This is a genomic window from Streptomyces sp. NPDC055955, assembly GCF_042270245.1.
Lineage (GTDB): Bacteria > Actinomycetota > Actinomycetes > Streptomycetales > Streptomycetaceae > Streptomyces.
Map to the genome: position 1 here is coordinate 374,109 of NZ_JBHJYS010000005.1, position 25,588 is coordinate 399,696.

The 25,588-nt window shown below is 68.1% G+C and carries 19 protein-coding genes; 15 read left to right on the forward strand and 4 right to left on the reverse strand.

Features of this window, described 5'->3' with window-relative positions:
• Positions 1–130: 130 nt before the first annotated feature.
• The gene (locus ACFC96_RS12935) at positions 131–1,279 is read right to left on the reverse strand and encodes an acyl-CoA dehydrogenase family protein (protein WP_376612045.1); all 1,149 of its coding nucleotides are present in this window, start codon (positions 1,277–1,279) and stop codon (positions 131–133) included.
• A 239-nt stretch (positions 1,280–1,518) separates the two neighbouring features.
• On the opposite strand from ACFC96_RS12935, the gene ACFC96_RS12940 reads away from it, so the two are divergent.
• The 15 genes from ACFC96_RS12940 (at position 1,519) to ACFC96_RS13010 (ending at position 21,575) form a co-directional block, all read left to right on the forward strand.
• Entirely contained in the window at positions 1,519–2,871 is a 1,353-nt protein-coding gene (locus ACFC96_RS12940) for an MmgE/PrpD family protein (RefSeq protein WP_376612046.1), read from the forward strand.
• Positions 2,868–3,356, forward strand: coding sequence for a MaoC family dehydratase (locus tag ACFC96_RS12945; protein WP_376612048.1), 489 nt, complete (start codon positions 2,868–2,870; stop codon positions 3,354–3,356). The genes ACFC96_RS12940 and ACFC96_RS12945 overlap by 4 nt, the downstream gene beginning before the upstream one ends.
• Entirely contained in the window at positions 3,353–3,823 is a 471-nt protein-coding gene (locus ACFC96_RS12950; protein WP_376612050.1) for a MaoC family dehydratase, read from the forward strand. Before ACFC96_RS12945 ends, ACFC96_RS12950 begins: the two co-directional genes overlap by 4 nt.
• Positions 3,820–5,034, forward strand: coding sequence for a CaiB/BaiF CoA transferase family protein (locus ACFC96_RS12955; protein ID WP_376612051.1), 1,215 nt, complete (start codon positions 3,820–3,822; stop codon positions 5,032–5,034). Before ACFC96_RS12950 ends, ACFC96_RS12955 begins: the two co-directional genes overlap by 4 nt.
• Positions 5,035–5,066: 32 nt before the next feature.
• The gene (locus ACFC96_RS12960) at positions 5,067–5,966 is read left to right on the forward strand and encodes an HpcH/HpaI aldolase/citrate lyase family protein (RefSeq protein WP_376612053.1); all 900 of its coding nucleotides are present in this window, start codon (positions 5,067–5,069) and stop codon (positions 5,964–5,966) included.
• Between the two features lie 107 nt (positions 5,967–6,073).
• Positions 6,074–7,423, forward strand: a complete 1,350-nt coding sequence (locus tag ACFC96_RS12965) for an MFS transporter (protein WP_376612055.1) — start codon at positions 6,074–6,076, stop codon at positions 7,421–7,423.
• Positions 7,420–8,676, forward strand: coding sequence for an acyl-CoA dehydrogenase family protein (locus ACFC96_RS12970; RefSeq protein WP_376612056.1), 1,257 nt, complete (start codon positions 7,420–7,422; stop codon positions 8,674–8,676). The genes ACFC96_RS12965 and ACFC96_RS12970 overlap by 4 nt, the downstream gene beginning before the upstream one ends.
• 303 nt (positions 8,677–8,979) lie before the next feature.
• On the forward strand, positions 8,980–11,010 hold the full coding sequence (locus tag ACFC96_RS12975) for a hydantoinase/oxoprolinase family protein (RefSeq protein ID WP_376612058.1): 2,031 nt from the start codon (positions 8,980–8,982) through the stop codon (positions 11,008–11,010).
• Positions 11,007–12,953 (forward strand): hydantoinase B/oxoprolinase family protein, encoded by a 1,947-nt coding sequence (locus ACFC96_RS12980; protein WP_376612059.1) that lies wholly within the window; start codon positions 11,007–11,009, stop codon positions 12,951–12,953. The genes ACFC96_RS12975 and ACFC96_RS12980 overlap by 4 nt, the downstream gene beginning before the upstream one ends.
• Entirely contained in the window at positions 12,950–14,347 is a 1,398-nt protein-coding gene (locus ACFC96_RS12985) for an aldehyde dehydrogenase family protein (RefSeq protein ID WP_376612061.1), read from the forward strand. Before ACFC96_RS12980 ends, ACFC96_RS12985 begins: the two co-directional genes overlap by 4 nt.
• A 24-nt stretch (positions 14,348–14,371) precedes the next feature.
• Complete coding sequence (locus tag ACFC96_RS12990) at positions 14,372–15,124, forward strand: SDR family oxidoreductase (protein WP_376612063.1); 753 nt, start codon at positions 14,372–14,374, stop codon at positions 15,122–15,124.
• Between the two features lie 74 nt (positions 15,125–15,198).
• Positions 15,199–18,702: an indolepyruvate ferredoxin oxidoreductase family protein gene (locus tag ACFC96_RS12995; protein WP_376612065.1), complete on the forward strand. Its 3,504-nt coding sequence runs from the start codon at positions 15,199–15,201 to the stop codon at positions 18,700–18,702.
• Positions 18,699–19,823: a hypothetical protein gene (locus tag ACFC96_RS13000; RefSeq protein WP_376612067.1), complete on the forward strand. Its 1,125-nt coding sequence runs from the start codon at positions 18,699–18,701 to the stop codon at positions 19,821–19,823. The genes ACFC96_RS12995 and ACFC96_RS13000 overlap by 4 nt, the downstream gene beginning before the upstream one ends.
• On the forward strand, positions 19,816–20,856 hold the full coding sequence (locus ACFC96_RS13005; protein ID WP_376612069.1) for an isocitrate/isopropylmalate dehydrogenase family protein: 1,041 nt from the start codon (positions 19,816–19,818) through the stop codon (positions 20,854–20,856). The genes ACFC96_RS13000 and ACFC96_RS13005 overlap by 8 nt, the downstream gene beginning before the upstream one ends.
• On the forward strand, positions 20,853–21,575 hold the full coding sequence (locus ACFC96_RS13010; RefSeq protein ID WP_376612071.1) for an SDR family NAD(P)-dependent oxidoreductase: 723 nt from the start codon (positions 20,853–20,855) through the stop codon (positions 21,573–21,575). Before ACFC96_RS13005 ends, ACFC96_RS13010 begins: the two co-directional genes overlap by 4 nt.
• A gap of 1,218 nt (positions 21,576–22,793) precedes the next feature.
• Here ACFC96_RS13010 and ACFC96_RS13015 read toward each other — a convergent pair.
• The 3 genes from ACFC96_RS13015 to ACFC96_RS13025 all read right to left on the reverse strand — a co-directional run bounded on the left by ACFC96_RS13015 (position 22,794) and on the right by ACFC96_RS13025 (position 25,578).
• On the reverse strand, positions 22,794–23,417 hold the full coding sequence (locus ACFC96_RS13015; protein ID WP_376612073.1) for an MBL fold metallo-hydrolase: 624 nt from the start codon (positions 23,415–23,417) through the stop codon (positions 22,794–22,796).
• Positions 23,417–24,502 (reverse strand): S-(hydroxymethyl)mycothiol dehydrogenase, encoded by a 1,086-nt coding sequence (locus tag ACFC96_RS13020; protein WP_376612075.1) that lies wholly within the window; start codon positions 24,500–24,502, stop codon positions 23,417–23,419. The genes ACFC96_RS13015 and ACFC96_RS13020 overlap by 1 nt, the downstream gene beginning before the upstream one ends.
• Positions 24,503–24,606: 104 nt before the next feature.
• Complete coding sequence (locus ACFC96_RS13025; RefSeq protein WP_376612077.1) at positions 24,607–25,578, reverse strand: PDR/VanB family oxidoreductase; 972 nt, start codon at positions 25,576–25,578, stop codon at positions 24,607–24,609.
• Positions 25,579–25,588: the final 10 nt, after the last annotated feature.

Below are 25,588 nucleotides of genomic sequence, written 5' to 3' on the forward strand. Positions count from 1 at the left end.
CGACAGACTCCAGAGCGTCCGTGACGGCCTCCTCTTGCGGAGAGGGGGTCACCTTCTCCAGACCAGGGCATGGCGATGCGGACAGTCAGAGCCGTGCAGTTGCCGACCCGGAAGAGGGTCGTGCCCAGACTCACCTCACGATGGAGCGGCCGATGATCTCCTTCATGATCTCGGTGGTGCCGCCGTAGATCGTCTGCACCCGGGCATCCACGAAGGCACGCGCTATGGGGTATTCACGCATATAGCCATAGCCGCCGTGCAGCTGCAGACAGCGGCTGATCACACGTTGCTGGAGCTCGGTCGCCCACCACTTGGCCTTTGCGGCGTCCACGGCGGAGAGCCGGCCCTCGTTGAGTGCCAGTACGGCGCGATCCAGGTAGGCCCTGGTGACGTCGAGTTCGGTGGCCATCTCGGCAAGAGTGAACTTGCTGTTCTGGAACTCGGCGATAGGCCGGCCGAAGGCGCGTCGCGCCTTGGTGTAATCCACGGTCCAGCACAGCGCGGCCTCGGCGGCGGCGAGCCCGTAGTAGGCGATGGACATGCGTTCCTTCGGCAGGCGCTCCATCAGGTGGCCCAAGCCGCCACCCTCCACGCCTAGGAGATTCGCCGTGGGGACGCGGACGTTGGCGAAGAACAGCTCGGACACGTCCTCGGCACGCTGCCCCAGCTTGTCCAGGGCCCGGCCACGGGTAAATCCCGGCATGCTGCCTTCCACCACGAACAGACTGAACCCGCGCGCTCCCGCCTTCGGGTCGGTGCGGGCCACCACGATAATCACATCTGCACGGCCGCCGCCCGTGATGAACGTCTTGCTGCCGTTGAGGATCCAAGCATTGCCATCGTGTACCGCGGTGGTCTGGATGCCGCGCAGGTCGCTGCCAGCGCCCGGCTCCGTCATGGCGATCGCGGCTCCCTTCTTACCAGCGCACAGGCCAGGTAGCCAGCGCTGCTTCTGTTCCTCGGTGCCCAGGTCGACCAGATACGGTCCGATGAGGTCGTCGAATCCACCGAGCGCCACGTTGACCGAGGCGGCACCGACGCGAGCGAGCTCTTCCATGACCACGCAGCGGAAGCGGTAGTCGGCCGATCCTCCGCCACCGAAGGCCTCGGGCACCGCCAGCCCCAGCAGCCCTTGCTCCCCCGCGGTGCGCCAGAGCTTCGGGTCAATCCTGCCCGCGTGTTCCCACTGCTCCACGTTGGGAGCAACTTCACGGTCCACGAACCGCCGCACGCTGTCGCGGAACAGTTCGTGCTCATCGGTGAACAGGTCGGATCGCATCGGCCACTCCAGAGATGTCGGGGGACTGAGTGGGACAAGCAATTCCCCGTAGGGAACGGACGGCAACGCGCCTTTCCGCTCAGTGGCAGTGAGCCCGAAGTGCGACGGCGTGTCCGCAGAACTTCTTTCGGTCAGCGGAAGCGGCCGTAGACGGATGCACGGAACGGCCCGGATATTCCTGGCACCTGCTGAACGACACGGTGTTCCAACGCTGGAACGCCCCTTGACGAGGAGGGCGTGTGGGCACACCTCTGTCACCGACCGGCGCGCTGGCTGAGTGCGTCGCTTCCCTCACATACGACGACCTTCCCCCCACCGTGGTGAGACTGGCCAAGCAGTGCGTCCTGGACACGCTCGGTGTCGCGGTTGCCGGAGCTTCGCAACCCGCTGTCCAGCTGACGTGGGAGACGATGCATGGCGAAGCGGCGGCGGGGCCGTGCACCGTGCTCGGCGTGGACCGGCGCACGGGCGGGGCGACCGCTGCGCTGGTGAACGGCATCGCGGCTCACGCACTGGACTACGACGATCTGCAGATGGATGCGATGGGTGGGCACCCGTCCGCGCCTCTGCTGCCGGCCGTGCTCGCGGCCGCCGAGGGGGCGGGCACGAGCGGCCGGGACATGCTCACCGCCTTCGTCGCGGGATTCGAGGCTGAGTGCCGGATCGGGCTGGCTGTCGCATCGGGCCACTACGCACGCGGCTTCCACACCACGGCGACCGTCGGGACCTTCGGTGCGGCGGCCGGGACTGCGCGGCTCCTCGGGCTCGACGCGAAACAGACCGAGCAAGCGCTCGGCATCGCGGCGCTGTCGGCATCGGGTCTGAAGGCGATGTTCGGCACCATGGGTAAACCGCTGCAAACCGGCCGCGCTGCCTCCTCCGGGTTCCTGGCCGCCAAGCTCGCCGCTCGCGGGCTCACCAGCGCCGACGATGCCTTGTTCTGTCCTCAGGGGTTCGCCGCCACGCAGACAGATCGGTCGGACCGTGAGGCGGTGTACACGCACTTCGGCAGTTCCTGGCACATCCTGCGGGTGCTGTTCAAGGCGCACGCCTCCTGCTACGGCACCCACGCCTCGATCGACGCGATCAGGCTGCTGAGGACGACCGACGGACTTACCGCGGATCAGGTCGAGGACATCGAGATCCGTGTACCTCCTCAGCAGCTGCATGTATGCGCGATCCCGCGCCCTTCGACCGGCCTGGCAGGCAAGTTCAGCCTGACGTTCACCACGGCACTGTCCTTGCTCGAAGGGGCCACAGACGAGAGCCAGTTCACCGACGACGCGGTACACGACCCGCGGACCATCGCCCTCATCGATCGAATGCGGGTGACCCCCGACGACCACTTGCCCGCCCTCGGCGCACGGGTGACTGTCCGGCTGCGCGACGGTCGTACTCTCGCGGCCGAGGTGGACTGCGGAGTGCCCGGCTGGAGCAGGGACCCCGCTGAGCAGGAGGAGCGACTGAGCGCCAAGTTCCGCGGCCTAGCCGCTCCGGTGCTGGGCACGGGAGCCACCGCGGCGCTCCTCGATCTCATCGGTCACCTGGAAGACCTAGACGACATCCGGGCACTGACGAAGGAGCTGACGTGAACGTCACAGCCCTGCGCAAACAGGCCCGTAGAAGGGGACGAGCCCACTACCTCGAGGACTTCCCGGAGGGCCGGCGGTTCGAGCACCACTGGGGTCGCACCCTGACGGAGACCGACAACACCCTGCTATCCGCGCTGACGCTCGCCTACAACCCGGTCTACTTCAACCGGGAGAAGGCACTGGCGGCCAGCCACGCGAACACCGTCGTCAACCCGATGCTCGTCCTGATGGTGGCGGTCGGACTGTCCGTGGAGGACCTCAGCGAATCGGGCGGCGCCTTCCTCGGCATCGATGGCCTCACCTTCCACCGGCCGGTGCTGGTCGGCGAGACGCTGACCGCCGCCAGCACGGTGATCTCGGCACGGCGATCGGGCAGCAAGCCCGGGATGGGCGTGGTGACCTGGCACACCGAAGGCAGGATCGGTGAGGAGCCGGTCGTCGACTTCCGCCGCACCAACCTGATCAAGGCTAGGGAGGCCCGGTGAGCGGCGCACAGACCGACGACGAGCTGTACTTCGCGGACTTCACCGCCGGAGAAGTGTTCGAGCACGCGCGCGGCAAGACCGTCACCGACGTGGAGGGCGTGCTGCTGTGCAACCTGGCGATGAACACCGCATCCGGGCACTTCGACGAGGAGTCCATGAAGGACACCCCGTTCGGACAGCGCATCGTATTCGGCGGGATCACCGCCGCCCTGGTCATCGGCCTGACCATGCAGGACACCGCGGAACACGCGGTGCGTGAACTCGCCCTGGACCGGCTGCGGTTCCCCGCGCCGGTCTTCCACGGCGACACGCTCTACGCCTTCACGCAAGTGGTCTCCACCGACGACGCGGAGGAAGGAGAGCCAGGCGCAGGCGTCGTGAAGTTCCGCCACTGGGGCGTGAACCAGCATGACCAGATCGTGTTCGAGGCCGAACGCACTGTGTTGGTGAAGCGGAGGCCAGCGTGATCAGCAAGCCGCTCGACGGTATCCGGATCATCGACCTCACCCGGGCTCTCGCCGGGCCGTACTGCACCATGCTCTTCGCCGACTTGGGCGCGGACATCGTCAAGGTCGAGCCGCCTCAGGGAGACATGTCACGGGGCCAGGGTCCGTATCGTCAGGACGACCAACTGAAGTTGTTCGGCGGCTACTTCGCCTCCATCAACCGAAACAAGCGCTCCATCTCCATCGACCTGACGGCCCCGGACGGCAAGGAGTTGGTGCGCCGCCTGGTCGGGGACGCCGACGCACTGATCGAGAACTTCCGGCCCGGCGTAATGGACCAACTGGGCCTCGCCTACGAGACTCTGCGCGAGGTCAACCCGCGGCTGGTCTACGGCGCGATCCGCGGATTCGGCGATCCGCGCACCGGCAAGAGTCCCTACGTCGATCGGCCTGCGTTCGATGTCGTCGCGCAGGCCATGGGCGGGGTCATGGCCATCACCGGCCGCCCGGACGGCGAGCCCACCAAGGTCGGACCCGGCATCGGAGATATCTTCCCCGCCGTCCTGACGGCGTTCGGCGTGATGGCCTGCGTCAACGACGCCCGACGCACCGGGCGGGGCCGGTTCGTGGACGTGGCGATGTACGACGCGATCGTCTCGCTGTGCGAGCGGGTGATCCACCAGCACGCGTACGTCGGGGCAGTCCCGGGGCGAGAGGGCAACGACCACCCGTTGCTCGCCCCGTTCGGAGTTTTCCGGGCGAGCAACGGTTGGATGGCGATCGCTGCTCCTCTGGACAAGCAGTGGGCCCGGCTGGCCGAGGTCATCGGCCAGCCGGCACTGGGCACCGATCCGCGGCTCGCCACCAACGCGGCCCGGGTCGCCCACCGCGACGAAATGCGCACGGCCATCGAGGAGTGGACCTCGGCCCGCACCTGCGCCGACATCACCGCGGCGCTGTCGGACACCGTTCCGGCCGGCCCAGTGAACACCGCCGAAGCCCTGTTCGCCGACCCGCATCTTGCGGCACGGCAGATGCTCGCCGAGGTGGAACAGCCGGGATCCGCCGCCCCTGTCACCGTGGCCGGACAGCCGGTCAAGGTCACCGACGCCCCTCCCGAGGCGTTCCGCCGGGCTCCGCTGCTCGGCGAGCACACCGACGAGATCCTCACCGAACTTGGCTACCGGAGCGAGGACATCGCGCGGCTGCGCGCCTGCCGCACTGTCCGCTAGGCCGACACCAGGACACCCCCATAGGAGCTTCCATGCGCCGTCTGCGGCGAAGCGAACTGTCCACCCCCGGCAGCAGCGAGAAGATGATGGCTAAAGCCGCCGCCGGCGAGGCCGACTATGTCTTCCTCGACCTGGAGGACGCGGTGGCCCCCAATAAGAAGGTTCCCGCCCGCGCCAAGATCGTTCATGCGCTCACGAGGCTTGACTGGAAGCCCAGCACCCGGGCGGTCCGTATCAACAGCCTGGAGTCCCCCTACGCTCACCGCGACATCATCGAGATCGTCGAAGGGGCCCGCGAGGCACTGGACGTCATCATCGTCCCGAAGGTGAAGCAGCCCCGCGACGTGTGGTGGGTCGACGTGCTGCTCAGCCAGCTGGAGCAGAGCCTGGGCATGACCAAGCGGATCGGCCTGGAGGTCCTCATCGAAGAGGTCGAGGGCCTGGTACACGTGGAGGAGATCGCCACCGCAAGTCCGCGCCTCGAGGCGCTGATCTTCGGCCCCGGCGACTTCGCCGGCTCGCAGGGCGTGCCCGCCCAGGCCATAGGCGAGAGCCCGCACTATCCAGGTGACATCTGGCACTACGCCCGCAACAAGATCATTGTCGCGGCGCGCGCGGCCGGGATCGAGGCGATCGACGGCCCCTACGCGGCGATCTCCAACCCCGAGGGCTACAGGCGCGAGGCCCTGTGGGCGGCCTCGCTGGGATACCAGGGCAAGTGGGCGATCCATCCGAGCCAGGTCGTCCCGGCCAACGAGGTCTTCTCCCCGTCGCCCGAGGAGGTCGAACGAGCCCGCAAGCTCGCCAAGGCATACGCGGAGGCGGAGGCACAGGGACTCGGCGCAATCACGCTCGCTGGCGAAATGGTCGACGCGGCGTCGGTCCGGCTGCTGCGCAACGTGCTGGTCAAGGCCGAACTCATCGGCCTGTAACCACCTTTCCTCTCCTCTCGTAGACAGCCCAGAAGGGGCCTGATATGGCCGTCACCTCAGATACCTCAGATACCCTGGAGAGAACCAGTCCCACCCTGGTGGCACGGATGAACCGACTACCGGTGGTCACCCGTACGCAGCGCGGCTGGCTGGCACTGCTGGGCGCCCTGCTCCTGTTCGACCAGGCGGACCTGAACACCTTCGCCTACGCCGCGCCGGCGATCCGTGAGCAATGGGGCCTGTCGGTGGAGGACGTCGGCCTCATCACCTCCGCGGCCTTCCTCGGGATGTTCGTGGGGTCCTCCGTCGGCGGCTGGCTCGCTGACCGGCACGGCCGCAAGCGTACGATCATTGGCGCGGTTCTCTTCTACTCGGCCTTCTCCCTGGCCTCGGCGGGCGCCACCGGCATGGCCGACCTCGCTGTCTACCGGGTGCTAACCGGCGTCGGTCTGCAGGCCATGGTTGCCGTGCTGATGACGTATGTGGCCGAGATGTACCCCCAGCACTGCCGCGGACGTGTCCAGTCGATAGGCCTCGCGATGGGACTGGCCGGCATCCCGGTGATGGCCTGGTTCGCACGCTTCGTCATCCCCACCGGCCCGTCGGCATGGCGTTGGATCTTCGTGCTCGGCGCCGCGGGGGTATTCGTGGGCGTCGTGGCATCCGGGCGACTACCGGAGTCGGTGCGCTGGCTGGAGGCACACGGACGCGCAGACCAAGCCCGGGATCTGGTCGAGCGGCTGGAGGCCGAGGCCCGTGATGCGACCGGGCGGGAACTGCCCATTCCGCAGGAAGAGCCCCCGATGGTCCGGGCACATGTAGCCGAGCTGTTCGGACCGGTACTGCGTCGGCGCTCCCTCGTGACCTCGCTGATGCTCGTCTTCCTCGCCGTCGGTTTCTACGGATTCAACTCCTGGGTCCCGACCCTGCTGGTCGAGCACGGGTTCAGCGCCGAACAGAGCCTGGACTACACATCCGTCCTCTCCTTGGCGGCGGTCCCGGGCGCCCTGCTCGCCTGGCCCTTCATCGACCGCTGGGAACGCAAGTACACCCTGTGGGCCGTCGAGTCGCTGGTCGCCGTGGGCATCCTGGTCTTCGGTTTCACCACCAGCGAAGGGATCCTGCTCGCCAGCGGTCTGATGGTCACTTTGCTGCTGCAGACCGGAACCTCGTTCGTCTACACCTACCTGCCGGAGAACTTCCCCACCCGGCTGCGCGGTACAGGAACAGGTTTCGTTAACGGCATCGGGCGACTGGCCGGGTTCGGCTCCGGCTTCCTGATCCCCGCGATCTTCTCTGGCCTCGGATTCACTGCCGTGTTCATCGTGGTCGCCGGCGCCATGGTCGCTATGGGCCTGACCGTCGGCATCTTCGGCGAACGCACGACCAACCGAAGCCTGGAACGCATCACGGAGTCTCCCAGTACTTCCGTCGTCCTTGCCAAGGAGCGCGCATGACCGCCCGTGTCTTCCGCGAGCCCCAGCCTCCCGTCGTCGCCGCACCGTACTGGACCAAGCGACGGGAAGCCGTCCAGGCCGAAGCCCGCCGGTTCGCCACCGAGGAGGTCCTGCCGGTGGCCGACGAACTCGACCCGCAGAAGGCGGAGATTCCCCATTCCCTACTTCAGGGGCTGGCCAAGCAGGGGTACTTCGGGATCACCGTGCCCACCGAGCTCGGTGGCATGGGGCTCGGCATCTTCGAGTACTGCATGATCTCCGAGGAACTGGCCCGGGCATGGATGAGCACAGCGAGCATCATCGTCCGCGCACAGGGCGCGATGGGTGTGAACGTCGCTGATCCGGCGCGGCGCCGAACCCTGATCGAGCGCAGCGCGCGGGGCGAGTGGATCGGTGCCGCGGCGCTGTCCGAGCCGGAGGTGGGCTCCGATCTCGCCGCGGTACAGACGCGGGCCGCGCTCGACGGCGACGAGTACGTCATCACCGGAGAGAAGCGGTGGTGCGGCAACGCCCTGGCCGCCGATTTCATCCAGGTCTTCTGCCGTCTGGCCGATCCGGAGCCGGGGCAGTCCCGGGCTGTCGGCCTCGGCTCGATCCTGGTGGAGAAGGAACGCGGCTCGTTCCCCGCAGGACTGACGGGCACGCCGATTGACAAGATCGGCTACCACGGGTTCGTCACCTGGAACCTGGCCTTCGACGGACTGCGGGTCCCCGCCGCCAACCGTGTCTACCCCAAGCCCGCCGGCGACCTCACAGCGCTGACCGAGACCAAGGCCATTTCCACGGCCGGGTTCAAGGCGGTGGAGGCCGAGCTGAACACGGCGCGTGTCCAGACGGCGGCGCGTGCGGTCGGCCTGGCGCGCGGAGCGGTCGAGGACAGCCTGGCGTATCTGCAGCGGCGCGAGCAGTTTGGCCGCCCCATCGCCGATTTCCAGTACCTGCGATTCCTCATCGCCGAGATGGCGGCGCGCGTGGAGCAGGCGCGGGCCTTCTATCAGCAGGTCGCCCACTTGATCGACTCCGGGCTGCCGTGCGAGCGGGAGGCGGCGATGGTCAAGCTCACCGCGTCCGAGATGGCCGCCGAGGTCACCGCCCAGGCAATCCAGTTGCACGGCGGTAACGGCTACACCACCGAGTACCGGGCGGAACGCTATTGGCGTGACGCCCGCCTCACAACGATCTTCGAGGGCACGAGCGAGATACAGCGGAAGATCATCGCCGACCGCCTCCTGCCCAAGAGCCCACTCGGCTGATGCCCGACAGAGCCGTACGGAAGCCCAGGAGTACAGCCATGCACTCATTTCCTCGTCCCGGTAGCAGGTACCTCGACGCCGACCGCAGGCCTGCCGACGGCCACTGCCCCGAATGCGGCGCCCAGGCACTCGCTCAGTACCGGGTTCTCAGCGACGGCGGCTGGTGGGAGGTTCGCAAGTGCCAACAGTGCCTTGCCTCGGCCGAGCGTGTGCCCGGCCCTTTGTTCGGCGCGTACACCCCGCTCGGTCTGTCCGTGACCGCACGCTCTCGCTTCTGAACCCACCCGACCGAAGGAGACCACAGTGCTAGGAGTGGATGTCGGCGGCACGTTTACGGACGTGGTAGCCGTCCGGGACGGGCGGATCCAGGTGACCAAGGTCCCGAGTGATCCCGCGCACCCGGTCGCCCCGGTCGTCGCGGGAGCTCAGAGGCTGGGCGTCGAGGACAGCAGCGTGTTCAACCACGCCAGCACCATGGGCCTCAACGCGGTAATCACCCGGCAGCTGCCGAAGATCGCCTTTCTCACCACCGAGGGCCACCGCGACATACTGGACCGCGGGCGCGCCTGGCGGCCCACCAAGGGCCAGACTGATCCGGCCTGGCGCCGCTCGTTCGGTGACGTCACCCGGCCGCTTGTTCCCCGTTACCTGCGGCGCGGCCTGAGGGAACGGGCCCTGGCCGACGGCACGGTGCTCGTGCCGCTGGACGAGGAACAGGTCCGCGCCCAACTCGCGGTGCTGGCCCGCTGTCACGTCGAGGGCGTAGCAGTGTGCCTGCTGAACGCCTACACCGCCCCCTCCCACGAACAGCGGGTGCGGGAGCTGATCCACGAGGTGCTCGGCGACATCCCGGTCTCCCTCTCCTCGGAGACGTCAGCGCTGGCCAAAGAGTACGCCCGCGCCTCCACCACCGTCATCGACGTGTTCATGAAGCTCATCTTCACGAAGTACGCACACGAGCTCTACACCGAGCTGCGAGCAGCAGGCTTCCGGGGTGATCTGAACTTTGCCGACTGCGCGGCCACGCTGCTGCCTTGGCGGGAGGCTCTGGACAAGCCCCATCGCATCGTTTTCGCCGGGCCCGCCGCTGGCACCTTCTCGAGTGTGCGCCTCGGCGCAGCGATCGGCGAGGAGAACCTGCTCTGCGCCGATGTGGGCGGTACCTCCACGGACATCTCACTCGTCGTCGACGGTGAACCGTTCGTCGACACCACCTTCGAGCTCGAACACGACCTCGTCATCAACGCGCTGTCCACAGAGATCTCCTCGGTCGGCGCGGGCGGCGGCAGTCTGGTGTCGATCTCCTCATCGGGCGACGTGCTGGTCGGCCCCGGCAGTGCCGGGGCGGTCCCCGGCCCCGCCTGCTACGGCCGGGGCGGCGAGCTTCCCACGGTCACCGACGCCTGCCTGCTCATGGGCGTCATCGACCCCGCCGGTATCGCTGGCGGCGAGCTGCGGCTCGACGAGAAGCGCGCCCGGCGCGCCTTCGAATCGCTGCGCACTCCACTGTCCCTGGAGGAACGGGTCCGCTACGCCTACCGCATCGCTGTCGCGAACATCGCCGAGGAGATGGCGAACGTCGCCATCCGGCATGGCGTCGACCCTCGGGACTTCACCTTGGTTGCGTACGGTGCCGCGGGCGGCATGCTGCTCCCGGCGGCCTTGGAACTGCTGCGCGCCAAGCGGGTCGTCATCCCGCCCAATCCCGGCCTGTTCTCCGCGATCGGGCTGCTCTCCTCCGACCTCGTCCACTACGACAGCCGCAGTGCCTACACGCTGCTCGTCCCCGAGGCCGCGGAGTACGTCGACGCCGTTTTCGACGAGATCGAGCAACAGCTGCGCGAGCGCGTCGCCGAGAGCCGGGCCGGCATCACTGTCAAGCGCACCTTCGACGGGCGGCTGACGGGACAGCACTGGGAGACACCGTTCGTGGAGGTGCCCGAGGGCCCCATCACCACGCAGACGGTCGCCTCCATGATCGCCGCCTTTCACGACGCGTACGAGAAGCGCTATGGCAACCGGTTCCCCACGATGCCGGTGGAGGGGGTCACCTTCCGGGTGCAGATCACCGTCGGCAGCGAGAAGTTCGAGCACACCGAGCTGGCCTCCGCACCGGGCACCACCGTGGTCCCGGACCGCACCACCGAACTGCGGTACTTCGCCGACACGGCGCTGCCCGCCGCCGAATACAGCCGGGACAGGCTCCCCGTGGGCGCACGGCTGCGCGGCCCTGCCGTCATCCGTGAACCCCTCTCGACCGTCTTCGTCTGCCCCGGGCAGATGGCCGAGATCGGCCGGTTCGGCGAGATCTCCATCGAACTGGAGGAGAAGTGACCACCGTCGACACCGACGAGCAACTCATCCGCGAACTGGGAGGCGCCGCCTTCGAAACCCGCTACGGCTGCGACCGGTTCACCGCCACCGTGCTCGGCAACCGCCTGGAGTACATCGTCGAGCACATGTGCCGACGGCTGCTGACCGCTGCGTTCTCCCCGATCCTGCGCGACTTCTACGACTTCGCGGCCGTGATCACGGGACCGGAGAAGCTCGGCTACCTCACCCCGGCGATGAGCAACAGCTTGGTGCTGTTCACCGGCACCATGACCGACTCGGTGCGGGTCTCAGTCCAGGAGTACGGTCCGCACCGGCTCGCTCCCGGCGACGTGATCGTCGCCAACGACCCGTACCGGACGGGTACCCACGTCAACGACATGCTCTTCATCCGGCCGGTCTTCCACGACGGACGGCTGCTCGCCTACGTCAGCCTGAAGGCCCATCAGCTCGACATGGGCGGGACAGTTCCCGGTGGCTTCAGCGTGATGAAGCGCAACGTCTACGAGAACGGCCTGGTGCTCTCGCCCCGAGCACTCCTGCGCGGCGGCGAACTGGTGCCGGAGACGTGGAGCCTGATCTTTGACAACGTGCGGTTCGGAGAGATCCTGCTGCCGGACATGCGCACCATCTGCGCCGAACTCGAACTCGGCGAGAGGCTGTTGCGGGAGACCGCCCACCGCTACGGAACCCACGCACTGCACGGCGCGATGACGTACGTCTGCGACGCCTCGGCGGAGCGGATGCGGCAGGCACTGCTCCGCCTCCCGGACGGTGTCTACGAGGGCAGTGACCTGATGGACTGCGACGGGGTCGACGACTCGGAGTCGTACCTCGTCCGAGTGCGGGTGCACAAGCACGCAGGGCGCGTCGAGGTCGACTTCAGCGGCAGTTCCCGCCAGGCTAGAACCTGCGTCAACGCCACTCCGCTGGACGCCAAGACGACCGTCGGCGTGGCCCTGAAGTACCTGCTGGACCCCCAAGGACCCTTCACGTCCGGCCTGTTCCAGGACATTGACCTGGTGATCCCGGACGGAACAGTGGTCAGCGCACTACCGCCTGACGGAGCGGTGTTCGCCTTCTATGAGCAGAACCAGGTCATCATGTCCGCCATGCTGCGAGCGCTGCAGCATGCGGTGGGCCAGGCGGCCATGGCCGGCGACAGCGGGTGCACGGACATCCACAACGCCTCGGGTGTGCGTACGGACGGCTCCCCGTGGCTGTCGGTCGCCGAATGCGGCGGCGAGATCGGGCCCTTCGGCGCGAACGCCCACGGCGACGCCGACAGCCAGATGCTCTCCTACCAGGCCAACGGCATCGCCGTCGCGGCCGAGACGGTGGAGACCTCGGCGCCGGTCGTGGTATTGCGGCACGAGATCGTGCCGGACAGCGGCGGTCCCGGCCGTCACCGGGGCGGGGCAGCGCTCGACCGCGACACCTTCTGGCGGCTGCCAGCCCAGCACAACTTCATGTCGCTGCGGTACAAACAGGCCCCGGGTTTCGGAGTGATCGGCGGCGGTGACGGCCGCACCGGCGGGGTGTGGGTCTGGGACGGTGCGTCCGTGGATTTCACCGGGCTCCCGCTGGCCGGACCGGACTCCTTCCGCGACGCCACCCCGCTGGGGGGTGTGCTCGACCCGCACACCAACGCCCCCGATCCGGCGGGCGAGTACGTGTTCCCCTTCCGCGTCCCCTCCTGGCAAACCCCTGCCGGGACGGTGCTGCGTGTGCGCAACAACGGCGGAGGAGGCTGGGGTGACCCGCTGGAGCGCGACGTGGAGAAGGTGAGGAAGGACGTCCGGGACGGCTACGTGACCGTCCAAGGCGCCGCCAGAGATTACGGCGTCGTCATCACCGGGGATCCGGACAACGATCCGGAGAACCTCGTGATCGATGCCGGTGCAACAAACCAGCTGCGTACCGAGATGGCCAAGGAGCGGGAATGACTCTGCGATACGAGCACTGGATCGGCGGCAAGCCCGTCCCGCCGACCGGCGGACGCTATCTGACCTCCACCAGCCCGGTCGACGGGCGGGCGGTGTCACAGATCCCGGCCGGCGACGGAGCTGACGTGGACGCGGCCGTCACGGCGGCAGGGCGGGCTGGCGCCAGCTGGCAGGCACGACGCCCCATGGACCGCGGGCGTCTGCTCATCGCACTGGGCGCTGCCATCCGGGAGAGGGCCGAGGAGTTCATCGCCTTGGAGTCGGCCGAGACCGGCAAGCCGGACTGGCAGGCTCAGCTGGAGGTCGAGGGCGCGGCGGCCTACTGCGAGTTCTACGGCGGCCTGGTCAACATAGAGCAGGGCCACACGCTCGACGCGGGCCCCGGCACACACGCCTACACGCGCCGCGAGCCGTACGGCGTGATTGGGATCATCACGCCCTGGAACGCACCGCTGAACCAGTGCGTACGCTCTGCGGCTCCCGCTCTGGCCGTGGGCAACACCGTGGTGGTCAAGCCCTCAGAGTTCACCTCGGCCGGCGCACTCGCCCTGGCCCGCCTGGCAAGCGAGATTGGCTTCGACGAGGGCGTCTTCAACGTGGTGACCGGCACCGGTCTCGAAGTGGGAGAGCCACTGGTCGCGCATCTGGCCGTGCGCCGAGTGTCCTTCACCGGATCGGTCGACGCAGGGCGGGAGGTGGGACGCGTCGCCGCGGAGAAGATCATGCCGGTCACCCTCGAACTCGGCGGGAAGTCCGCGAACATCATCTTCTCCGACGCCGACCTGAAGCTTGCCGTCGAAGGCTCGGTCATGGCCTTCGCCTACAACACCGGACAGGTGTGCTCAGCGGGCACCCGGCTGCTGGTCCACGACAGCGTGTACGAGCCGGTGGTCGAGGCCCTGACGTCTCAGGTCAAGGAGATCAGCGGCAGACTCGGCCCCCTGACCACGGCTGCACAGTACGAGAAGGTATGCCGCTACTTCGACATCGCGAAGGAGGACGGGGCCACCCTCGTTGCCGGCGGCAGGGCGCTGGGCGGCAACACGGTCGAACCGACCGTCTACGCGGGGGTACACGGCGGCATGCGCATCGCCCGCGAGGAGATTTTCGGCCCTGTCCTGGCGGTCATGCCCTTCCGTACCGAGGAGGACGCGGTGCGGCTGGCCAACTCCACCGACTACGGCCTGGCAGCGGGCGTGTGGACCCGGGACATCTCCCGGGCCATGCGGGTCGCCGACCAGTTGCAGGCTGGTCAGGTCTACGTCAATGCCTGGCGCAGCTCGCTGATCGAGACGCCGTTCGGCGGCTGCAAGCAGAGCGGCCACGGCCGGGAGAAGGGCCTGCAGGCCCTCCACGAGTACACCCAGCTCAAGAGCGTCATCGTCACCTACTGACAACACACGAGCCAAGGAGCAGACATGGCCTCGTTTATGAACAAGACAGTCGTCGTGACCGGTGCCGCGAGCGGCTTCGGAAAGGCCACCGCGCGCGCCTTCGCGGACGCGGGCGCCCATGTGGTCGTCGCCGACATCGACGCCGACGGCGCCGCGCGGGTGGCCAAGGACTTCGAACAGGGCCTCGCGGTGCGTACGGACGTGTCCGACCCGGATGCCGTGCGCACCATGGTGGACACCGCAGTGGGAGAGTTCGGGGGCATCGACATCCTGGTCAACAACGCCGGTGTGCCGCACCGTTCGATGCCCATGCTCGACCTCCCGGTCGAGGACGCCGACCGCATGTGGGCGATCAACGTCCGCTCCGTCTTCCTGTGCTGCAAGTACGCGGTGCCGGTGATGCGGGACAGGCCTGGTGCCTCAGTGGTGAACGTCGCCTCGATCGGTGCCCTGCGCCCGCGCCCCGGCATGACCGTCTACAACGCCAGCAAGGGCGCGGTCCTTACCCTGACCCGCGGCCTCGCTTCCGAACTGGCCCCCGATGTACGGGTCAACGCGGTCAACCCGGTGGTCGCCGAAACCGGCTTCGTCAAGGGCGCGCAGGGCGTGGACCGGATACCCGACGAGGTGCGCGCGGCCATGGTCGCCGGTATCCCCATGGGCCGGACCGCCGACACCCGGGACGTCGCCGACTCGATCCTGTTCCTCGCCTCGCCCGAGGCAAGCTTCCTGACAGGCGTCTGCCTCGATGTCGACGGGGGGCGAAGCATCCAGTGACCACGGCAAAAGGAGCGGCCGAGGCACTACGGGACGACGTGCCAGCGGGCCGGCCAGGACCTGCGAGCACGGATGTGGACGCCGCCCGGTACAGCGCATATGGCGAACTCGTGCACCTCACCGGTATCCAGGCCCTCGTACGCGTCATCCTTGAGCGCCGCCGCACGGACAGCAGAGCCGGCCTCGACACGGCGGGGTTCGTCTCTGGGTACCCGGGCAGTCCGCTCGGCGGGCTAGACACCGAACTGGAGAAGCAGCGGGAGATGCTCCGTGAGCTGGGAGTCGTCCACCAGCCCGGCGTGAACGAGGAGCTCGGTGCGACCGCGGTGTTGGGCTCGCAGTTCGTCGAGGGACGCCCCGGGGCTCGGGTCGACGGGGTCACCGGCTGGTGGTACGGCAAGGCGCCCGGACTCGATCGGGCCGCCGACGCGATCCGGCACGGCAACGCGGCCGGCACCGGCCCGCGCAGCGGGTCCGTCGTCCTGGTCGGCGACGATCCGTCGTCGAAATCGTCGACGCTGCCCAGCGCTTCGGAGCTCACGCTGCGCGACCTCGGCCTCCCCATCCTCTATCCCGGGACCATCGCGGACGTGCTGGAACTCGGCCACCACGCAGTGGAGTTGTCCCGCGTCTCTGGCCTCTGGATCGGAATGAAGGTCGTCACCGACGTCGCGGACGGCTCGGCGAGCGTCGTCGTCGAACCGGCGGCCGCGCCGGTGCGGAACGCCGGGCCGTCGTTCGCGCACAAGGTCGACGCGCGCGTCCTGCCGCCCGTGACCACGGCTGCCGAGGAGCGGATGACCACTGTGCAGCTCGAGGTCTCTCGTCGATACGGCGAGGCCAACGGGCTCAATCGCGTCACCTTGCGGGGACCGGCCGACAGGCTGGGGATCATGGCTGCCGGCAAAACCTACGCGGACCTGCGGCATGGTCTGCGTGAAGCGGGCATCGACGACGAAGAGCTGCAGCGGGCAGGCATTCGCTTCTACGAGCTCCGCATGCCGTGGCCGCTGTCTCGGGACGCGATCCGCGAGTTCGCCGCGGGGCTTGAGGAAGTCTTGGTCGTCGAGGAGAAGCGGCCGTTCGTCGAGCTCGAGGTGGCACGCGCACTGGTCGGACTGCCGGACGCACCGGTCCTTGTCGGCAAGATCGACGGGTCCGGGAAACCGGTCGTCCCGGAGTACGGAACGCTGAGTCCCAGCCGTCTGGCGGACATCGTCGTCTCTCGCGCGGCCGGTCGTCTGCTGACGGCCCGCCGAAACGGTGTGTCGTCGCTGCTGGGCCGCTCGCTGGGACTGTTGCCTTTGCCAACTCGCCAGCCCTACTTCTGCTCTGGGTGCCCGCACAACCGATCCGCACAAGTTCCCGAGGGCACCGCGGTCGGCGGCGGCATAGGGTGCCACCTCATGGTCGTCGGGATGGACGAGCGGTTCGGTGAGTTCACCGGAATGACGCAAATGGGTGGCGAGGGCGCCCAATGGGCGGGGATGGCCCCGTTCCTCGCTCCCACGGCCTTCGTGCAGAACATCGGCGACGGGACCTTCTTCCACTCCGGCCAGCTCGCGCTGCGTCAGGCGGTGGCGGCCGGCGTGACGATGACCTACAAAATCCTCTACAACACCGCGATCGCCATGACGGGGGGACAGTCACCTCAGGGAGCCATGTCGGTGCCCGACCTGACCAGGCTGCTCCAGCTTGAGGGCGTGGCGCGGACCATCGTCACGACTGAGGAGCCAGCCCGCTACAAGGGTGTCCGTCTGGCCGCCAACGCCGTTGTGTGGCACCGGGACCGGCTCGAGGAGGCGCAGCGCGTCCTCGCAAACGTCTCCGGAGTCACCGCCCTCGTGCACGACCAGGAGTGCGCGTTGCAGAAGCGGCGTTCGCGCAAGCGCTCGCCGGTGTCCGGGACTCAGCAGGTCGTCGTGATCAACGAGAGGGTCTGTGAGGGATGCGGGGACTGCTCGCGAGCGTCGAATTGCCTGTCGCTGCACCCCGTCGACACCGAGTTCGGGCAGAAGACCCAGGTGCATCAGTCATCATGCAACGTCGACTACTCGTGCCTGGACGGAAACTGCCCTTCGTTCGTGACGCTCACGCGCAGTTCCACCGCCGGAACACGCCCCCGCCGGCGGGACCGGCTCGACCCCCCGCTGTGCGACGAGCCTCAGCGGGTTCCCGTCCCGGACGGCGGTCTGGTCAGGATCCGGATGGCGGGAGTCGGCGGAACGGGTGTCGTGACGGTGAACCAGGTGCTCGCGACAGCCGGTGTGCTCGACGGATTCATGTGCTCGGCCCTGGACCAGACCGGTACCGCGCAGAAGGGCGGTCCTGTGGTGTCCGACCTCCTCATCGCCCACGAGACGCCCTCTGGCAACAGGGTGAGCGAGAGCGGCTGTGACGTCCTGCTCGCCCTCGACGCTGTCGTGGCCCTGAGCGGTCCGGCTGTGGAGACCGTTCTGCCCGGCCTGACCTCCGTGGTGCTCAATACCGATGTGGCACCCACGGGCGAGATGGTCGGCCACACGGAAGGCGCTTTGGCCCGTCTCGCCGCGGCGTGCCGTGAGGCCGAGCAGTTGTTCGAGGCCGGGCGGACGGTGACGGTCGCGGCGAACACCGTGGCCGAGCACCTCGTCGGTAACCACGTCCTTGCGAACGTGGTCGTGCTCGGTGCCGCCTACCAGCGCGGTCTCCTCCCCATGTCTTCTGAAGCCATTTTGAAAGCCTTCACGATGAACGGAGCCGCCGTCGCGGCCAATCACGCGGCATTCGGCTGGGGCCGCGCCGCGGTGGCGCATCCTCACCGAGTGCGGGCGGCTCTCGACGCCCGCGTCCCCGTTCAATCTCGACCGTCGTCAGGTCGGCCGGAGGCGGACCCGCTCGCCGGACTGGACATGCCGGCTGGGGTTGAGGACCTGGTGCGCCGCCGGGCCAAGGATCTGGTGCGCTTCCAGAACCGTGCGCTGGCCGAGGATTACGTGCGAGTGGTCGCACAGGTGGCCGCGATCGAGGCTGAGCGGGTGCCTGGTAGTACGCGGCTCGCCACGGCGGTCGCCGAGAACTTGCACAAGCTGACGGCCTACAAGGATGAGTATGAGGTTGCGCGGCTGCACCTGGAGGAGCTGCAGCGCGTCCTTGACAGCGTCGGCGGGGAGGTGAAGAGCTTCCACTGGAACCTCCACCCGCCAGTCCTCAAGGCGGTTGGCATGTCACGCAAGATTCGGTTGGGCCCCTGGTTCAGGCCTGTGTTCCGTGCGCTCTACGCAGCGCGCGTGGTGCGCGGCACGAGGCTGGACCCGTTCGGCCGCGACAAGATCCGGCGCCTGGAGCGGGAGTTGCTGGCCGAGTACCGGACGGTCGTCGACTCCCTGGGCACAGTGTTGTCGTCGGCGAACGCGGACCTGTGCGTCGAGGTCGCTGGACTTCCCACACTGGTCCGCGGCTACGACGAGGTGAAGCTCGCGAACGTCGAGGCCTACCGAGCAAGACTCGACCGAGGCCTGAGCGACCTCGGGTTGACCGAGCTCCTGCCTGCCGCGCCGAACGGATCGGGCTTCTACGGGAAGGAGCAGGCACGGTGACCCGGCCGAGCACGAGGCTACGCACAGCCGGCGCTGCCGGGACCGCCTTCCTCGCCGTGCTCATGGCGGGCTGCACGGCAGGAGACAGCGGTTCTGGTTCCCCGGCGGCAGGCAAGACGTACGGGACGCCCGCCGGTCAGAGGTTCGTCAACGGCGTGCAGCGGCCGGAGGACCTCTTCGCAGTGCCCGGCACGTCGTGGGTCGTGGTGAGCTCACAGGGACACGGCAAGGCGGCCGGCAAGCTCCAAACCGTAGACTCCACGAACGGGCAGGTGAAAGAACTCTGGCCTGCCGGAGCCCCGGCACCCCGACCGGACCCGGCCCGCTACCCGGACTGCCCAGGGCCACCGGACGCGGCCGCGGCATCGCCCCACGGCATCGGCATCCGTTCCATCGCGCCAGACCGCGCCGAGCTGCTCGTGGTCAACCACGGCGGGCGTGAGTCAATCGAGGCATTCGACCTCGACCTCTCGAAGGCGCGGCCCGTCGCAACCTGGGTCGGCTGTGTGCTGATGCCTTCCGGCACGTCGGGGAACGGGGTCGCCTCCCTGCCCGACGGATCGGGTTTCGCCGTAACCAACTTCGTCGACCCTTCGCGGCGGGACGGGTTCAAAGCGATGTTCGACGGGCAAGACACCGGCGATGTCCGGGTGTGGCGGACTGCGGACGGCTGGCGGACCGTGCCGGGCAGCGCGATGGGTGGCCCGAACGGCCTGCTCGTGACACCCGACGGGAGCGCGGCGATCGTCGCGGCCTGGCCTGCACGCCGTGTGGTCCGGTTGCCCCTGGCAGGAGGTCCACCGACGACCATCGCCAAGCTCCACTTCCTGCCCGACAACCTCCGGTGGGACACCGACGGAACCATTTTGACGACCGGCCAGGACCTGACTTACCAGGACATCCTCACCTGCAATGCGGGAGAGGGGACGGACTGCCCGGTCGGCTACAGCATCATGCGGATCGATCCGGCCAACTCCGACGTCAGCACGGTATTTCGCAGCGAAGACCAGACTTTCGGACTGGCTACGGTCGCCGCACCTGTGGGGAACGAGATCTGGGTCGGGACACTCGGGGCCGACCGTATCGCCCGCGTCCGGGACCGAGGAGAACACGATGAGTAAGATCGCAGTCTTTCCCGGGGACGACGCCAGCCCGGAGGTCGTCGAGCCTACGGTGCGACTCGTCGAGGCGGCGGGAGCCCACATCGACTGGATCCGTGTCCCCCCAGACCTCGTCGAGGACCTCACCGCAGTCCGGGCCGTCGTCGATGCCGCAGACGCGACCCTGTTCGGTGCGGCGAGCCGGCGCTCGATCCCCGCCCTGCAGTACCTGCGGTGGGGAAGGCGCACCTACGCCAACGTACGCCCAGTGCGCACTCTGCCGAACACCCTCAGCCCGTTGGGGGATGGCACCCGGCTAGATCTGGTGATCGTGCGGGAGAACCTCGAAGGGCTTTACGCAGGTGCAGAAGGCGACCTCGCCGACACTGAGGGGTGGCGCCTGACGGACCGGACAGGCCGCCCGATCGCCGCCGATGGCCCCGGGACCTTCGCGGTGCAGGTGGTGACCCGCCGCTGGACGGAGGCGGTAGCCCGGACCGCCTTCGACCTGGCCCGACGGCGGGCGGCGGAGTCCGGGCGCACTGGCCAGGTCGCCATCGGGACCAAGCACAACGTCCTACCACGTACGGACGGTCTCTTCCGCGAGGTCGCCCTTGAGGTAGCCGCGGGATATCCCGACGTCAAGGTGACCAGCTACCTGACCGATGACCTGGCTCGGCGGCTCGTCGCGAGTCCCGCAGAGTTGGACGTGGTGCTCCTGCCGAACATGTATGGCGACATCTTGTCCGACTCCGCGGCCGCGCTGGTCGGCGGCCTTGGGATGGCGCCCAGCGGTTGTTATGGCGACGACTACGCCTACTTCGAGCCCGCCCACGGCACGGCACCCGACATCGCCGGACAGGGCGTGATCAACCCGACGGCTCAGATGCTGTCGGCTGCCATGATGCTGGACTATCTCGGTCAACATGCCGCCGCTTCCAAGATCAAGGCGGCGGTCGGACACGTCTACCGCATCGGTCGAGCGCTCACCCGTGACCAGGGGGGAGCTGCCTCGACCGCCGAGTTCAGCAACGCGGTTCTGGAGGCGTTGTGACGCCCGGAGTCGCGTTGGTCACCGGCGGGACTGCCGGAATCGGCGCGGCTGTCGCCCGCCGCCTCGTGGACGAGGGATGGGTGGTGGCGATCACCTCGCAGAACTCGGTCTCCGAAGGCAAGGCCCTCGCAGCACAGCTACCGAGGACTCGGTACATGCGCGCCGACATCTCCGACCGGCTCGCGGTGGACCAGATCGTGGCTACCGTGACAGAGGAGCTCGGCGGCATCGACCTGCTGGTCAACAACGCCGGCGTGAATGCGACCATCGCCCACGATGACCTCGAAGCGGTGACGTCAGACCAATGGCGGCGCATCCTCGAAGTCAATGTCATCGGCACCTGGAACATGGTCACTGCAGCGGCGCCCGCCCTGCGCCGCGCGCAAGGGGCGATCATCAACATCACCTCGCTGGCCGGAATCCGCCCCATGGGCACATCTATCCCGTACGCAGTGAGCAAAGCCGCGCTGCACCACATGACGCTTCTCCTGGCCCGTACCCTCGGCCCGGACATCCGGGTCAACGGTGTCGCTCCGGGACTCGTGAAGACTCCCCGTACCGGTGGCTGGACCCAGATCCAGGACGACGTCCGCCGTACCGCGCCGCTGGGCCGCACGGGTGCGCCCGAGGACGTGGCGGAGGTGGTGCTCTCGCTGGCGAAGGCCGGCTACGTGACCGGAGAGGTCATCACTGTGGACGGTGGCCTCCACCTCATCTGACACTCCCCCAGGGCCTGGCGCACAGCCGGGCTCCTGCCGAGGCACACAGCTGCGCCTGAGAGGAGTTGTTCGGATGTCGACGACCCGTGGTGGCCGATGGAGCACGTCGGTCACTATCAGGGTGGCGAGATTGCGGCGTCCGGGACGTGAGCGTCACCTGAGCAGTGCTTCGTTGAGGAGTGCCGATCCGCCGCGCGAACGTCACAGGTGCGCCCGGACGATAGTCGCGGAAGTGGAGGACCTCCGACCAGCCCTTGGCGGAATTGACGCCAGCGAAGGGGATCAGGATGCCCACGTGTTCGGCCGTGGCCTCGGCGGTCGCTTCGTGCGGCAGCGCGGCGTGGTCCGCAGCGGACGATGCCGGACAGCGTTCCCGGTATAGCCCGCCATACGGCCAGACTTGGGGCGCCCGTCAGCTGGTGCCAAGCCCTTCTAGGGTGTCCATGACCGAGTCGTCGGGCAGGGGCAGGTGGGCATGCCGTCCACTTCTATGAGAGCACAAGCCTCGATGGCCACCAGGCATGCCGGGTTCAGTCGTTCGTTTCGCACTCCGTGGCAGCTTGGCGAGATCGTCACCGACTCTCTGCTGTGGCTCGGCGAACGCAGTTGGCCAGGCTTGGGCGATCGCGCCCGCGCCCCAGCCCGTCGCCGGTATATGCGGCAGCGGGCAGGGGCGGATGCGTGCACAGACTCAGTCCCTCCCGCCTGTCCCAAGGGCCTGGCCGGTGATGCCGGCCGCGGAGTCGGAGGCGAGGACAGCACCCGGCCCGACCGCGTCCCCGGGTTTCCGAAGGCGAGGGCACGCCGGTGTACAGCGCCTCGGCAGAGAAGGTCAGGGCGCGGACGATGGCTCAGCGCAGAAGCAGCTCTACGAAAGCCGTGCTCGTCGATGTCGAGACACATCGGCCGGCGGCCCTGCTCCCGAGCGGGAGGCCGACACGCCGCTGAGTCGGCCGACGAAGCGGCCTCAGATCGATTTGTATGCCGCGACCGCACCACCTTCTATGCCAAGGCCACCGCCGCGGCCCTGCAGACCTGCCGAACCGCTGTCTGGCGACAGTTGCGGCGTGTGGGTCATCCAGAGCTGATCGGTCGTGGGAGGGGCCGCCGCCGTAAAAATGCTTCTTCGGAGTCGAGTTGAAAGATCGGACTGCTCCGATCTCCATATTCCTCCGGTCTGTCTATCGGGCGGGCGTGACCGGGCTGGCGATCAAGTTGTCAGCCCGATGCGACCTGCAGATGGGGTGCCTCTGTACCGATCTTGGTCGTCGCGCCGTGCCCGGTACGCACCACGGTTTCCGGAGGCAGGACCAGCAGCCGGTCGCGGATCGAACGAATAATCGTGGGGTAGTCGGAATAGGACCGGCCGGTCGCTCCGGGACCGCCCGAGAAGAGGGTGTCGCCGGTAAAGACCGTTCCCAGATCCTTGGCGTAGAGGCAGACACCGCCGGGGGTGTGTCCTGGAGTGTGGAGCACGACGAGTTCGGTGTCTGCGACGGTAAGGCGTCGGCCGTCGGTGAGCCGACCGCCCGGTAGGCGACCCGAGTGTGTCTGTCTCCACAGGATGTGTTCCTCCGGGTGCAGGAGGATCGGTGCGCCCGTACGGTCGGCCAGCGCGGGAGCCGCGTTGATGTGGTCGTTGTGGGCGTGAGTGCAGACGATGGCGGTCACACGGCGGTCACCGACGGCGGTCGCGATGGCCTTCGCGTCATGGGCGGCGTCGATGACTATTACCTCTCGGTCGTCACCGACGATCCAGACGTTGTTTTCGACCTCCCAGGTGCAGCCGTCCAGCGAGAACGTGCCGGCCGTGACGACGCGCTGGATACTCGCGGCCGCCATCAGAGGACCATCACCGAACGCAGCACATCTCCCTTGTGCATACGGGCGAAGGCATTTTCGACTCCTCCCAGCGGGATGGTCTCGGTGACGAAGCCATCCAGGTCCAGGCGTCCTTGAAGGTAGAGGTCGATCAGCATCGGAAAGTCCCGCGAGGGTAGACAGTCGCCGTACCAGGAGGACTTCAGCGCGCCGCCGCGGCCGAATACGTCGGGCAGCGGAAGCTCCAGCTTCATGCCCGGGGTGGGCACGCCGACCAGGACCACGGTGCCGGCGAGGTCGCGTGCGTAGAAGGCCTGGCGGTAGGTCTCCGGCCGGCCGACGGCATCGATGACCACGTCGGCCCCGAAGCCGCCAGTGAGTTCCCGCACGGCCTCGACCGGGTCGGTGGTGCCGGAGTTGATGACGTGGGTGGCGCCGAAGGTCCGTGCGGAGGCGAGCTTGCGGTCGTCGAGGTCGATGGCGATGATTTTCGATGCCCCGGCGAGGCGGGCGCCAACGACAGCGGCACTTCCCACGCCACCGCAGCCGATGACGGCGACCGAGTCGCCCCGGCCTACTTCGCCAGTGTTGATCGCGGCTCCGAGCCCGGCCATCACGCCGCAGCCCAGCAGCCCTGCGACAGTCGGTGACGCCGCCTGGTCGACCTTCGTGCACTGGCCGGCCGCGACGAGCGTCTTCTCGGCGAATGCCCCGATGCCCAGGGCAGCGGTCAGCGGTGTTCCGTCGGCGAGCGTCATGGGCTGAGTGGCGTTGTCCGTGGCAAAGCAGTACCACGGTTGCCCGCGGCGGCAGGCCCGGCACTCTCCGCACACCGCACGCCAGTTGAGGATCACGAAGTCGCCGGGCGAGATCTCGGTGACGCCGTCGCCGACCGACTCGACCACTCCGGCGGCCTCGTGGCCAAGGAGGAAGGGGAAGTCGTCGTTGATCTCGCCTTCGCGGTAGTGGAGATCGGTGTGACAGACGCCGCAGGCCTGGATGCGCACCACGGCTTCGCCCGGCCCGGGGTCGGGCACCACGATGGTCTCGATCCTGACCGGCTCGCCCTTCGCGAGGGCGACCACGCCACGTACCTGCTGTGCCATGTCCGACTGCCTTTCTTCGCTGTCAGTGGTCGTAGTGGGGGGCGTCACCGCGCGGCGGCAGGCTTTTGGCTCTGCCCGGCTCGGGCCGCGCGGTGACGGTGGAATCACAGGTCGAGGACGAGACGGCGAGAGTGGGACCGTGAGACGCACACGAACATCACATCTCCGGCGGCTCTCTCCTTCTCGCTGAGCAGCGAGTCGCGGTGGTCGGGCTTGCCTGCCAGCACTGTGGTCTCGCAGCTGCCGCAGGTGCCCTCCTGGCAGGAGGACAGGACGTCGACCCCTGCCTCTTCGGCCACCTCCAGGATGGAGCGATCCGCCGGCACCATCAGGGTCAGGCCGGACTGCGCGAGTTCGACTTCGAAGGCGGTGGCGGGGAGGTCGTCTTCGCGTGCCTTGGGCACGAACCGCTCGATGCGCAGGGCGCCTTCGGGCCAGCTGGCGCACGCTTCCTCGACCGCGTTGAGCAGCGGCTCGGGGCCGCAGCAGTACACCGCCGTGTCCTGCTGCGGCGTCCCGAGCAAGGTCTGGAGGTCGATGTGGCCGGTCTCGTCCTGGGGGCAGAGTTCCACTCGGTCGGGGTAGGTCTGGGTCAGTTGACCGGCGAAGGCCATGGTTGTGCGTGTGCGTCCGCCGTAGATCAGCCGCCAGTGCACCCCGCGCTGTTCGGCTTCGCTGATCATCGGGAGTATTGGGGTGATGCCAATGCCTCCCGCGATGAACAGGTAGCGCGGGGAGTCGACCAAGGCGAAGTGGTTGCGGGGGCCTCGTACCCGGACGGTTTCTCCCTCGGCGAGTGCGTCGTGCACGTGGAGGGAGCCTCCGCGGCCCGCCGACTCGCGCAGAACGGCCACTTGGAGGACGGAGCGGTCGGCGGGGTCGCCGCACAGGGAGTATTGGCGGACGAGGTCCGGGCCGAGGGCCAGATCGATATGGGCGCCGGGTTCCCAAGCGGGAAGTGGCTCGCCTGCGGGATGGTTCAGGGTGAGACGGACGACCCCGTCGGCGAGGGTCTCCTTGCGCTGCAGGAGCAGGTCGAGTTCGAACTCGGTGCGCGCAGGCGTCGTGGTGGTCATGGTGCTTTCC